Source organism: Maribacter sp. 4G9 (assembly GCF_002742265.1).
Classification (GTDB): domain Bacteria; phylum Bacteroidota; class Bacteroidia; order Flavobacteriales; family Flavobacteriaceae; genus Maribacter.
Map to the genome: position 1 here is coordinate 1 of NZ_MDGL01000130.1, position 13,614 is coordinate 13,614.

10 protein-coding genes and 1 tRNA gene are annotated in these 13,614 nt (G+C 41.6%); 7 read left to right on the forward strand and 4 right to left on the reverse strand.

The annotated features are described in order from the left end of the window. The coding region (locus tag BFP75_RS13210) for an IS1595 family transposase (protein ID WP_123803459.1) at positions 1-517 on the forward strand (517 nt) is incomplete at its 5' end. Next, positions 510-827 (forward strand): hypothetical protein, encoded by a 318-nt coding sequence (locus tag BFP75_RS13215; protein ID WP_099545855.1) that lies wholly within the window; start codon positions 510-512, stop codon positions 825-827. The genes BFP75_RS13210 and BFP75_RS13215, both read left to right, overlap by 8 nt. A 64-nt stretch (positions 828-891) precedes the next feature. Here the strand turns inward: BFP75_RS13215 and polA are convergent, their stop codons facing one another. The 3 genes from polA to BFP75_RS13230 are packed head-to-tail and all read right to left on the reverse strand — an operon-like array spanning position 892 to position 6,067. Further along, positions 892-3,726 (reverse strand): DNA polymerase I, encoded by a 2,835-nt coding sequence (polA, locus tag BFP75_RS13220; RefSeq protein ID WP_099545856.1) that lies wholly within the window; start codon positions 3,724-3,726, stop codon positions 892-894. 38 nt (positions 3,727-3,764) lie between these two features. Beyond that, positions 3,765-5,066, reverse strand: a complete 1,302-nt coding sequence (locus BFP75_RS13225; RefSeq protein WP_099545857.1) for a hypothetical protein — start codon at positions 5,064-5,066, stop codon at positions 3,765-3,767. A 5-nt stretch (positions 5,067-5,071) separates the two neighbouring features. Beyond that, positions 5,072-6,067: an isoaspartyl peptidase/L-asparaginase family protein gene (locus BFP75_RS13230; RefSeq protein WP_099545858.1), complete on the reverse strand. Its 996-nt coding sequence runs from the start codon at positions 6,065-6,067 to the stop codon at positions 5,072-5,074. A gap of 40 nt (positions 6,068-6,107) precedes the next feature. Between BFP75_RS13230 and BFP75_RS13235 the strand changes: the two genes are divergently transcribed. From BFP75_RS13235 to BFP75_RS13245, 3 genes are all read left to right on the forward strand, one after another. After that, on the forward strand, positions 6,108-6,830 hold the full coding sequence (locus BFP75_RS13235) for a copper homeostasis protein CutC (protein WP_099545859.1): 723 nt from the start codon (positions 6,108-6,110) through the stop codon (positions 6,828-6,830). Between the two features lie 57 nt (positions 6,831-6,887). Next, positions 6,888-8,117: a metallophosphoesterase gene (locus BFP75_RS13240; RefSeq protein ID WP_099545860.1), complete on the forward strand. Its 1,230-nt coding sequence runs from the start codon at positions 6,888-6,890 to the stop codon at positions 8,115-8,117. 92 nt (positions 8,118-8,209) lie between these two features. Further along, positions 8,210-8,506: a thioredoxin family protein gene (locus tag BFP75_RS13245; protein WP_099545861.1), complete on the forward strand. Its 297-nt coding sequence runs from the start codon at positions 8,210-8,212 to the stop codon at positions 8,504-8,506. Between the two features lie 29 nt (positions 8,507-8,535). Here BFP75_RS13245 and BFP75_RS13250 read toward each other — a convergent pair whose 3' ends face one another. Further along, complete coding sequence (locus tag BFP75_RS13250) at positions 8,536-11,886, reverse strand: DUF2723 domain-containing protein (RefSeq protein ID WP_099545863.1); 3,351 nt, start codon at positions 11,884-11,886, stop codon at positions 8,536-8,538. 168 nt (positions 11,887-12,054) lie between these two features. Between BFP75_RS13250 and BFP75_RS13255 the strand changes: the two genes are divergently transcribed. Beyond that, positions 12,055-12,125: transfer RNA gene (locus BFP75_RS13255), tRNA-Gln, on the forward strand. A 1,045-nt stretch (positions 12,126-13,170) separates the two neighbouring features. Beyond that, the gene (locus tag BFP75_RS13260) at positions 13,171-13,449 is read left to right on the forward strand and encodes a response regulator (RefSeq protein WP_099545862.1); all 279 of its coding nucleotides are present in this window, start codon (positions 13,171-13,173) and stop codon (positions 13,447-13,449) included. Positions 13,450-13,614: the final 165 nt, after the last annotated feature.

A 13,614-nucleotide genomic window follows, 5' to 3' on the forward strand; every position in this document is an offset into this window, starting at 1 on the left:
CTCGGGCGACCACCCCATAACCGGTACGGCGGAGGTGGACGAGACCGTCTTCGGCCAGCAGGAGGAGGGCGTCCGCGGCAGGGAGAACAACGCCAAGAAGCTGGTGGTCGTCGGCATAGAGAAAAAGGGCAAGGGCGTGAGCAGGCTCTACGCAAGGGAGATCCCCCGTGCCGATGCGGCGTGTCTCGGGGGCTTCATGAAGTACCACATCGATCCGTCGGCAAGGGTGACCACCGACCGATGGACGGGCTACGGGCCGCTGGTAAAGGATTTTTCGAACATGGTACGGATCCCGTCGGGCAAGAAGGGGAGCAACTTCCCGGAACTGCACAGGGCGATCATGATGCTCAAGGCATGGCTTAGGGGGATGCACCACCACGTGGGGGACCTACAGGACTATCTCGACGAATATTGCTACAGGTTCAACCGCAGCTTCATGAAGGAGGGCATATTCGACAACCTGATGCTCAGGATGGTAAATACCCCGCCATGCTATATCAAAAATATTAGTGGTTAAATGCCTAAGTCAAAAAACCAAAGAAGGGCTAGATCTTGAACCGGGAAGTTACCAATCGTTCCGGTTTCATCTAAACGGAAAGGGAAATTATTTTTTCAATAAGGAAAGAAACATGGAAGCTTTTAATGGTTTTCCCTTCATTGAATTTAAGATCCAAAATGGATTGGCCATTAAAGGGAATGAATCAGAACAGGTTATCCTACGTTTCGATTTTGAACCCTATTCCTTTGGTAGTTACTTTAGGCCTTTCCTAAACCTTTTCAAAAGCCCCAAAACATTAAAGCATAAGTGGGCTAGCAGTTTTAATTAAAACATATTAAAAAGTAAAAATACTAAAAGGCATCCGTTGTGGGTGCCTTTTTGATTTTTGTGTTTTAATGTGCTACCAACCAGTTTTCGCCCATCCCCAATTCCACGTCCAAGGGAACGGCCAATTCATATGCATTCTCCATTTCCGTCTTGATCAACTCCTTTAAAGTTTCCAATTCAGGTTTGTAAATGTCAAAAACCAATTCATCGTGTACCTGAAGCAGCATTTTGGATTTGTATCCGCCCTCGATCAATTTCTTGTGGATATTGATCATGGCTAATTTGATGATATCCGCCGCGCTACCTTGTATAGGGGCATTTACAGCATTTCTTTCCGCAGCTCCACGAACCACGGCATTGCTTCCATTGATATCCTTTAAATAGCGTCTTCTGCCAAGTACGGTCTGCACATACCCATGTTCACGGGCAAAATCCACCTGTTCGCTAATATAGTTTCTGAGCTTTGGATAAGTTTTATAATAGGTGTCTATAAGTTCTTTGGATTCTGATCGTGACAAATCCGTCTGATTGCTGAGCCCAAAGGCAGAAACCCCATATATTATTCCAAAATTGACCGTTTTGGCATTGCTTCGTTGCTCCCGCGTCACCTCCTCAATAGGAACATTGAATACCTTGGAAGCCGTAGATGCATGGATGTCCTCACCATTCTTAAAAGCCTCTATCATGGTATTCTCCTCGCTCAAAGCGGCAATGATCCGCAATTCTATTTGGGAATAATCCGCTGCCAGTAAGGTATATTCGTCATTTCTTGGTATAAAAGCCTTTCTAACCTGTCTACCTCGTTCTGTTCTAATGGGAATATTCTGTAGGTTGGGATTGTTGCTACTGAGTCGCCCAGTGGCTGCAACGGTTTGCATATAGTCTGTATGTACTCTGCCTGTGGTCCGTTGTACCTGTTCCGGTAAGGCATCTACATAAGTGCTTTTTAGTTTGGTAAGACCTCTGTAGTCCAAAACGTTTTTGATGATCTCATGGTCCTTGGCCAGATAGGAAAGTACATCCTCTGCTGTAGAGTACTGCCCCGTTTTGGTTTTTTTTGGTTTGTCCACCAACTTCATCTTGTCAAAAAGGATTTCGCCTAGTTGTTTTGGGGAACCAATATTGAATTCAACTCCGGCGGACTCATAAATCTTTTGTTCCAAATGGGCTATGTCGTTATCCAAATCTTTGGAGAGTGATTTTAAAAAGTCAATATCCAGATTAATGCCCTCAAGTTCCATATCTGCCAAGACCCTTAATAAAGGTATTTCGATATCGGTAAAAAGTCCGTCCGTTTTCGCTTCGGACAATTCTGGTCTAAAATGTTGTGCAAGTTGAAAGGTAATATCCGCGTCCTCCACGGCATATTCCGTTTGTTTTTCCAAAGGCACTTCCCGCATGGAAAGTTGGTTTTTTCCTTTTTTGCCGATAAGTTCCGATATGGAGATGGGGGTGTAGTTCAGATAGGTTTCTGAGAGTACATCCATATTATGCCTCATATCCGGGTTGATGAGGTAATGGGCCAACATCGTATCAAAGAGTTTTCCACCTACCTTGATGTTGTATTTGTCCAATACCTTAATGTCATATTTTAAGTTCTGACCTATTTTCTCAATGTCTTCCGATTCAAAGAACGGACGCAGTTCCTCAATCAGTTCTTGGGCTGTTTCCTTCTCTTTGGGAAAGGGAACATAAAAGCCTTTGGTAGGCTCCCAAGAAAAGGCGATACCCACCAATTCTGCCTCCAAAGGATTGAGGGAAGTGGTTTCCGTATCAAAACAAACAGCGGTTTGCTTCATCAAATTTTGAAGGAACAACTTCATGGCCATACCGGGCGCGATACTTTGATAGGAATGCGCAACGTCCTCAATGGTATTTCTACTGGAAGAGTCCTTAATGGTAGCCGGCGACCCACCATCACCCCCAAAGAGGGAGAATTGGCCGCTTCCTGCCGAAGAGGCTATTTTTTGCGCGGTTTCCGTACTGGTTACCTGTGTTTCGGTGGTTTCATCCTCTCCTGAAAAGATTTTTATGAACTGTTCCTTTAGCCTTCGAAACTCCAGTTCCTCGAATATTTTTTGAACGGCTTCACTATCCGGGACGGAAAGCTCGTAGTCCTGGGCATTGAAGGTAACGTCGCAATCCGTACAAATGGTGGCCAGTTTTTTTGAGAGTCTGCCCAGTTCCGCGTTTTCAATGATTTTCTCCTTCATCTTTCCTTTAAGCTGGTCCGCATTTTCCAAAAGACCTTCCAAGGATCCAAACTGTTCGATGAATTTTTTGGCCGTTTTGTCCCCAACCCCCGGTAGGCCGGGAATATTGTCACTGGCATCGCCCATCATGCCCAGGTAATCGATTACCTGGTCCGGCCGCTCTACCCCAAACCGTTTTTGAACCTCCGGGATACCCCAGATTTCAATACCGTTGCCCATTCGAGCTGGTCTGTACATAAATATGTTTTCCGAAACGAGCTGGCCAAAATCCTTATCGGGAGTAACCATGAAAACTTTATAGCCCTCTTTTTCGGCCTGTTTGGATAAGGTACCTATGATGTCGTCCGCTTCCCATCCTTCAAGAACAACAGACGGAATATGCATCGCCTTGAGAATTTCTTGGATATAGGGAATCGCTATGCGTATGGCATCGGGCGTTTCGTCCCTATTGGCTTTATATTCTGGGAAAAGTTCTGTTCTTTCAATACTGCCGCCTTTGTCAAAACAAACGGCCAAATGGTCCGGTTTTTCCCGCTTTATCACATCGAACAAGGAATTCATAAACCCCATGATGGCACTGGTGTCCATCCCCTTGGAATTAATTCGAGGGTTTTTTATCAGGGCATAATACCCACGGAAAATCAATGCGTAGGCGTCAAGAAGGAAAAGGCGTTTTTGTTCAGGCATAATATTTTAAATAAACTACGGTTGTAGAAAAATAAAAATCAATTGGGAGTATAATAGAAAGGTATTTCCCATGTCTTTTGAATTTCCGAAGATACAGATTTTACAATTTTTAAGCGATGGGTTCCCAAAGGTATTTCCTGTAAGTCCACAAAACCTTGAAGTCCAAATTGATCACTTCTAGGGTGATCGATTTTTAGAAAATCCACTGGCACTGCTTGATTGTCCAGAAATATGGAGACACTAGCGGCATAGCAATCCAAATTTGCCTTCCATCTTTCTTGTCTTGAAATCTCTTCCGACTGTAGATTTAATTTAGGCAATTCGCAATTCTCGCCCATAATTGCCGTTTCATGGTCAAATATGGGCACAAAAAGGTTAATGACATGCTCTGATACCAAATCGTTCTGTATTTCCGGTACAAATAGGAAGCGAGCATCAGTATTTTTAGATGCGTAATACTCTTTGTGTACCGTACTTTCATCAACTTTAAGGTCATAATTGATTAAGTATGTATAATTTGAGTTGATAAGTTTGGTCATACCAAAAATTACACCCAAAAGAAGCATTAACAAAATCATTTTTACCAACCCTTTTTTCTTTTTGAAATTAGAACCAAAGAGCATGGTAATTTGAAATACGCTTTTATAGATGGGGCCATACGTAATCATAGCTCCCCAGTGGGCATAAAGAAAGTAAAGATGCTGTATCCTCTCATTATTATGGTATTTTTTCATGTTTGCAGGAATAGAAATGAGAATCCCAAATACGAATATGAGAACAATAGGAGCCAAGGGAATGAGGAGCACCCAAGAAGGAACATAGTCATCCAAAATATTATAAAGTATGAGATATATACTGGTTGTAATCATACCGTAAAAATAAATGAGCATAAATGCAAAGGCCGCAGAGAAAATAACACTACAAAGTTCATCTATCTTGTTAATGCTCGTACTTATCTTGGGAAGCACCCCAAGTATCTTTTTGGTATAAATAGGTGAATAAGCACTGTCCTCTAGGCCATAATCAGGGAACGCAGAGTTTAGGCCAACTAATCCTATCCAGTAGGCCCGTAGTGAAAAATGAATGACGAACATGGAGGTAAGAATACCTATGGCCAAATAACCAAAAACCAAAATCATATATCCAATATTATATTGAGATGGGTCTAATTTGTCTATAAACTGAAAAATAAGCCAATCCAGAAGTTTAAAGGACTGTAAAATGGCATAGATTGCAACTGTGGATACCAAAAGTTCCGCCTCCCAACTAGCATCTTTCAAATGTTGTAACCATGACTGTTTTTGAGAAGCATCAAGGTTTTGTGGTGATGGTGAAATCATAATGGTTACGATTTTAAATAACTCCCCGATGGATTGTTCACATGACCTTCATCGGTATACGTTCTATAGGTAAATCCTGGATGAATGCAATAGGCACCCGTTTCTCCTTGCTTGTTTATGGCTATAAAGCCAATTTGGAAATCTTGTTTATCCTTGTTTTTGGCAATGATGCGTTTCACACCTTCCTCACAGGCTTCTTGGGGTGATTTGCCCTGGCGCATCAGTTCAACGATCAAAAAACTGCCCACGGTCCGTACCACTTCCTCCCCAACGCCCGTTGCCGTGGCACCGCCAACCTCGTTGTCAACAAAGAGTCCGGCACCAATGATGGGGGAGTCGCCCACGCGTCCGGCCATTTTGTAGGCCATACCGCTGGTGGTACAGGCTCCGGCTATATCCCCATTTTTATCAATGGCCAACATGCCAATGGTATCATGGTTTTCAATATTGATGATAGGTTTGTACTGGGATGTTTTTTTCCATTCCTCCCATTCTTTTTTGGATTTTTCGGTCAATAGGTTGGTCTTTTCAAAACCTTGTTCATAGGCGAACTGTTCTGCACCTTTCCCTACCAACATGACATGGGGCGTCTCTTCCATGACCTTTCGCGCTACAGAGATGGGGTTGGCAATATTTTGAATGGCCAATACCGCACCGCAATTCGCATCTTTGTCCATGATACAGGCATCCAGCGTAACATTCCCGTCCCGATCAGGTCTACCTCCATTTCCAACGGTTTGATTATCCAGATTATTTTCCTCGACCATGACCCCTTGGTGAACTGCATCCAAGGAGCTTCCACCCAAACTCAGCACTTCCCATGCCTTGGCCGTGGCATTGCCAAAATCCCAGGTGCAGATTGCGATTGGAATAGTGGCTTTTGATACGTTGGTCCTTGGTTTCGGGTTGTTTGTATAAGTATCCGTTGCAGCTATTATGGGGGTTGTCAACATGCCGGCGGTAAGGGCACCGGAATTTTTCAGGAACTTTCTTCTTTGCATTGGTTTGGTTCTTTACTTTTAAGCAACTAAATATAAGAAGATGCTAGTAGAAGTTTGTGCAAATTCGCTGGAATCTGCCATAAATGCGGAAAGGGCGGGAGCCGATAGAATTGAACTGTGTTCCGAGTTGGCCGTGGGCGGTATCACCCCTTCCTATGGACTGTTAAGGGCGGTAAAGGAGCATATTTCCATTCCTGTACATGTATTGATACGGCCCAGAAGTGGGGATTTCACCTATTCCGAACATGAATTTGATATAATGCTCAAGGATATTACCTTATGCGGTGAGCTAGGTGTGGAAGGTGTGGTCTCTGGAGTATTACATACAGATTTCACATTGGATGTGGAACGGACAACTACTTTGAATGAAGCCTCACAGGGAATGAAGTTTACGTTTCACAGGGCGTTTGATTGGGTGAAGGATCCAAAACAAACGCTGAAAGTGCTGGAAGACCTTAATGTAGATTATTTACTTACGTCCGGTCAACGGAAATCGGCCATAGAAGGATTACCCTTATTGAAGGACTTAAAGGGGCTTTTCCCCCATATAACGATCATGCCCGGTTCTGGTATCAATGATGCAAATGTCCGGTCATTCTTGGAGGAAGGTTTTGAAGCCATACATTTGTCGGGCACAAAATTTCATCGAACATTAGCTTCCCCTCCACAAATATCCATGAATTCCGTATCTTTTCTAAACGATGACAAATTGGGGGTTTCAAATTTTGAAACCATAAAGGCACTTGTGGATAAGGTTAAATAAAAACCAAATGCACCGCTTTCCAATTACCCATAAAATATATTTGCAAAAAAGAAGGGCATGTTACGTTGGATAATTTTTGTGTTGTTATACTTAGGTTTGAGCTTTTATATAGTCCAGGCCTTGCGAACCTTGTTTAGGCAACCATGGGTTTATCTCCTCTACCTTGTGGTTTCCTTGGCCATATTGATCAATTTCATCTATCAATTTACGGCAGGGGAGGAAGCAGGTCGTGTACTGAGTAGGCCAAAAAGTTATGCCTTTGGCTTTTTGTTGACCATGTTGTCCTTTAAGTTGGTCATTATTCTTTTTTTGTTTTCAGAAGATATTTTTAGGATCCTTAGTGGAACCTACCAAAAACTCTTTGGGGCCTCCAAGGAGTTCAGCCTTCCGGAAAGGCGCAGGTTTTTGAGTATGATTGCCTTGGGAATAGCCGCTTTGCCCTTTGGGGCTTTGTTGTATGGTATGTACAAGGGAAAGTATAATTTTAAAGTGCTCAAATATACTCTTGAATTTGAGGATTTGCCGGATAGTTTTGATGGTTACAGAATTACCCAAATATCCGATATCCATAGTGGAAGTTTTGATGATCGAAAAAAAATAGAATACGGCGTGGGTCTTATAAATAAGCAAAAGAGTGACCTATTGCTTTTTACCGGGGATATGGTGAACAACAAGACAGAGGAAATGCTGCCTTGGGCCGGGTTGTTCAGTAGTTTGGAGGCGAAGGACGGTAAATACTCCGTGTTGGGCAATCATGATTATGGGGATTATATTTCCTGGGAAACCGAAGCGTTGAAACGGCAGAATCTAGAGGATTTGAAGTACTTGCAAAGAAACATGGGTTTTGACCTTTTGCTCAACGAACACAGGTACCTTCAAAAAGGGGAGGACCGTATAGCCTTGGTGGGAGTAGAAAACTGGGGAAAGGGTGGCTTTAAAAAGGCTGGAGACCTTAAAAGGGCCGCTTCTGGGTTGCAACCCAATGATTTTACCATTTTAATGAGCCATGATCCCTCCCATTGGTCGGAAGAGGTAATACATCATGAAAAGCATTTTCACCTTACCTTGAGCGGACACACGCACGGGATGCAATTTGGTATCGAAATACCTGGTTGGATAAAGTGGAGTCCCGTAAAATGGCGGTATCCCCACTGGGCCGGCATTTACAAAGAATTGGGTCAATTTATAAACGTTAATAGGGGCTTTGGTTTTTTGGGCTATCCAGGTAGGGTAGGGATATGGCCGGAAATAACGGTGATTACCTTAAAAAAGAAGGCCTTAACATGATTTTAACTTGGCCCAATCTACACAATACACAGTGCTAGCGTTGTATTTTAACATTTTTTACTACATTTGGCGAATAACGTAAAGCCTATTCTATGTCTAAATTTGGTGAACTTATAGACTTGAATGTTCCCGTTCTATTGGATTTCTACGCTGAATGGAACGAACAATCCACCTCCATGCATCAGGTAATGCGTGATGTGGCCGCTGCCTTAGGGGATAAGGGCAAGGTTATAAAAATAGATGTGGACAAGAACAAGGAACTTTCCCAGGCATTACGTGTGAAAGGTCTTCCCACACTTATGATCTATAAAAAAGGTGAAATGGTATGGCGCCAAAGTGGCGAGCAGGATGCCAAAACCCTTATTGGAATATTGAACGAATACGTTTAAATCCCTTTCCGTTTCCTTGGATGTTTTCCCTACTCTATTGGATTGCCAATGGTATCCTGTAGCAAATCTGTAGAAGTCTTATCCGTACTGATGGTATCGCCCATTGGTAAGGTATCGATAATCATGTCCGGATTGTCCTGAAATTCACTTTCGGGCATTTCAAAGCTATCCTCATCCTTGTAGAAGTGCTGAAATTTATCAATGTACTCATTGAAGATCAAGGTTTCTTTTTCGGCAAAATCCTTTTCATCATTGGCGATTACCGTATCGATGTTTCTTCGATAAGCTTCCATATCGGCAATAATATTATCGATATTTCCATATTGTTCGTCCAAGCTGGTGGAAGCGTAATATTCCAATCGTTCTTGATATGTTTTCTTCAGGACACCAAATAATTCTCTGGCCTTTGAAGTCTCCCCTACTTTATAATAGCCGTCTACAAACGGCTCTACCAAAGAGTAATATCCAAAGGCTTCCACGGGCATATTGGTGAGGGACATTTCAATGATTTCCTTGGCCTTGTCCATTTTGTTCTCTTTTATCAAGGCTTCCATCAAGCGTGCTAGGTTTCCTCTGTAACTTACACTTTGGATTCGGGTTTGCGTATCGTGGTAAATATCTCCCCCGGCATTCCCCCAGTCCCATTTTTTAACGATGTCGTACATCAGGTCGGTATCAATGCGGCCCATTTCAAAAGAGTTGGGTCTTTCGGTCCTAATGGGAACCAATTTATAGGCAAGTCCGTCCAATTGCAGATAGTCCTTCATCCAAAGGTATTCCGCATCGTCAAAACTTCCGCCTGAGAAATAAAGCGGTCGTTTCCAATCGTTGTTGGCTAGGATGTCCAACATCATCATACTTTTTTTGGTAATGACACTTGGTAGGTTGATGTCGATGTAATCTACTATCAGTGCAGAATCCTTTGGTTTTACCAAACCGCTTTCCAAAACATTCCTTTTGTTCACGGGTACACGGATCTTGTTGGTAGGGTAGTATACCATATTCTGGGTGTTTTCCGAATAATTGCTTATATCCGCCCCTTGTTGCTCTAGAAGATAGCCTAGTTTGGTCCTTGGTTTATCGCTATCGATCCAATTGATAAAATCCTTGATTGGCCATCTGTTTTCCGTAATACCCTGATGGTAGAGTACATCCCTAGATCCAAACCGATATTTATCGTGTTCAATCTGCGAAGGTATGGGGTCACTTTCATACGCCTTGCGCTTCATTTGGTCTATATACCAATCTGTTTCGAACAAACTGGTACATACGATGCGGACATCGGTACGATATCCTTCAATCTCTTGGGCATACCATAATGGGAAGGTGTCATTATCACCAATGGTGAATAATATGGCCCCTGCATCCTCTTGGCACGAATCCAAATACGATTTGGCGGATGAATTTGCCGTAAACCTATTGGAGCGGTCATGGTCGTCCCAGTTCTGAACGGCCATTACCGTAGGTACGGCGAACAGGCATATTATTACTACGGCCGGAGCCAGAATCTTTGGTGTGATCCAATCTTTAAATCCGTCATAAAGGCCATACACGCCCAGCCCTATCCAAATGGCAAAAATGTAGAAGGAACCTACCAAGGAATAGTCCCGTTCCCTAGGTTGAAAGATATAGGGATTGGTATAGAATTGAATGGCAATCCCGGTAAAAAGGAAAAAGACCATCAGGACCCAGAATTGTTTGGGGTCTTTGGAAACCTGAAATACCAATCCAATGATTCCCAATAGCAGCGGTAAAAAGAAATATGTATTCCTGCCCGGGTTATTGAGAATATCGCTTGGTAAATTATCCTGACTGCCCAATCGTGCACTATCAATTAAGTTGATGCCGCTTAACCAATTTCCGTTTTCATTGTAACGGCCCTGAACATCGTTCTGTTTCCCCACAAAGTTCCACATGAAATAGCGCATATACATGTAATTAAATTGGAACTCGAACATGTATTTAATGTTGTCCCAAACGGTAGGTGGCTGAACTTCGATGTATTCACTGAACCTTTTGATGAAGCTGATGTATTGGTCCGCATCTATCTCACCGTTTTCAAACCCTTTTTTTACTTGATTGATGGCTTCGGCAAGGTCTGCATTGTATTCCGTCATTTTAAAATCCAAGGGCCCAAAATATTGCATGTAATTGGATGCATGCTGTGAACTCCACATTCTGGGTAAAATTCCTTGGTGCTTTGGGTTAGGGCCTTGCTCAGAATTTTTGTATTTATTTACGATAATGTATTTGCCCAAGGTGTAATCCTTTTCATATTTAGGGGTGCCATCCCTGTCCTCACCTGCGGGAGCGAACATATCCGAATAATAGGTGCCGTACACAGGGCTATCAACCCCTGGATATTGTTCCCTGTTATAATAGGCCAAAAGGGCACGGGCATCCTCGGGGTTGTTTTCGTTGATGACCACCTGTGCATTGGCACGAATGGGGAGCATCAACCAAGACGAAAACCCTAGGAAAAGAAACATCAGGCAAAGTACGATGGTATTTGCGACCTTATAATTATTTTTTCGGGTGTAGTTCAATCCAAAATAAAAGGCGGCTATGAATAGTAGCCCAATAATGATGGATCCCGAGTTAAAGGGCAAGCCAATGGTGTTTACAAAGAATACCTCTCCCCAGCCAAATAGCATCAGCACATAGGTAAGGGAGAATTTATAGACCAACATTAAAATGGCTATCACAATGATATTGGCAAAAAGAAAGTTTTTTACGGTAGTCTTTTTGTACGTCTTAAAATAATAAAGTAGACCAATGGATGGAATGGCCAAAAAACCCATGAACTGTATCCCAAAGGTTAGTCCCACCACAAAGGAAATCAGTATTATCCAACGTTCGCCTCTGGGGTCTTCCAAATTATCCGTCCACTTAAGCCCCAACCAAAGCAATAAGGCCATAATAAGGCTCGCCATTGAATATACTTCTGTCTCCACGGCATTGAACCAGAAACTATCCGAAAAGGTAAAGGCCAATGCACCGATCAAACCACTTCCTAAAATGGCTATGGCCTTGCTATTGGTCATTGGTTCCTTGTTGTCAATTAATTTTTGGGTAATATTGGTAATGGTCCAGAACATGAACAAAATCGTAAATGCGCTGGAAACACCCGAAACTAAATTCACCATCATTGCGACCTGGCTGGGTTCCAAGGCAAACATGGCAAAAAACGCACCGATCATTTGTAACAAAGGAGCCCCTGGAGGGTGTCCTACCTGGAGCTTGGCCGAAGTTGCGATGTATTCACCTGCATCCCAAAAACTATTGGTAGGCTCAACGGTAATGAAATAAGTGATAAAGGCAATAAAAAAGACGGTCCACCCGAGAAGGGTGTCCCATTTTTTGAAGTTCTTTGAAAACATGGAACCTTGGTTAAAGCTATCCGGCGAATTTACTAATTTATATAGATACCACCCCATTATTTTTATAAACCTTTAACAGGCAAGGAAATAGGTGATTTTACTTTTTTGATTCAAAAAATGTTTGCTCAAACCAAACTTTGTTTTAAATTTGCACGCTCTTAAAGGTATTGGCCCATGGTGTAATGGTAACACTCCGGTTTTTGGTACCGTCATTCTAGGTTCGAGTCCTAGTGGGCCAACTAATTAAGATTCTAAAAATCCTAACATAGAAAAATGTTAGGATTTTTGTTTTATGCTTCATTTTATTGTGTTGTTTTCCAATTAATTTCGAGTAAATATTAGCAAAGAATATTCAGTCGATGATTTGGATTGGGTTAATAAAATGCACCATTGTTTTGCATTATAGTTCCGATGGTATCAATAACTTTTTAATGTTTGATTCAGAGGGATTTTGGTAATTTGGTCTTGTATTTAGAGAATTTATTGCTAAATATTAGTATTCGACTTTTCGCTTAATACCCTGGCCTTGTAAGGATGGAATAGGTAATATCATCTTCATAAGTTTTAGTATAGTTAACCGCTAAACTTATTGGGTTGTCATCCATACTCTTGAATTAGAATGGAATTTTAAAATTGTTCTTCGCCGTATGTGGTTCAAAAAAAACCTTTGACAGGTACGATATTTTTCTTAAAAAAAAATTGACAGAGGAGAACAATTTTTGGAATCTGGTATTCAGACCGGATTCATAACTTACATTTTCTTTGTAAGATGCGTCAAGGTCAGTTTTGGACTTTTATAAGGGACTAAACCCCATTTGGACAACGATAGTTGGTTAGGGCTATCTTCAGTGATTATCAAAGAGTCATTGTGATCAATTCCAATATAATATTAGGGATTGTACTCATCCTCAGATTCAAAATAAATGTATTTGTGGTCAGCGCTATAATATCCTTCCACCAAAACTGTGAAGTCAAATTATTTTGTTGAAAAACAAATAATGCTGCTATTTGTAATCATTTTTGTGGTATAAATATAATAGCCTATAGTTTTATTTGTATTATGACTTCGTATTTGCAAAACCCCTGTTTGAAAAACAAAAATGGAGAAGCAAGGCTATAGAATATATTGCTTTTTGATTCAAATAAAAACATTGTGAAGTGAACTTGGACTACCTGGTTATTTTGGCTTAACAACCTTTTGTGCATAAAATTTGGTAGTTCACCTTTAAAAATTATCTATCAAAATAAAAACATTTAAGTTCACAGTCTCAAATCTTATTTTGTATGCAGATACATCTCGTTATTGTGGATGATTCCAATATATGGTTGAACATAGCAGAACGATTGGCACTGTTAAACCCGTTGATAACAAGTGTGTCCAAGTTCAATGACCCTATGGACGCCTGGATATACTTACAAACCTCCAATGCCAATGTTTTAATGACAGATATAGAAATGCCCATGTTGGACGGGTTTTCCTTTGTTACTATGTTTGGGAGAAAATTACAGATTATATCGAGTTCCACGAGAGAGGAATTTGCCAAACATATAGAAGTGGTTTAAACTTTTTTTGGATCGAAAGACAGGGTTGCAGAGATTTGTGTTGTGAAACATAAGTCAAACCAAAACAACCCTTTATGTACTTTATTCTTGACAAAGATATGATAGAAGAATCAATAGTCGCATACCTTCCTTCACCTAGTCGTGGCTTTAACGTTACGGTACCCA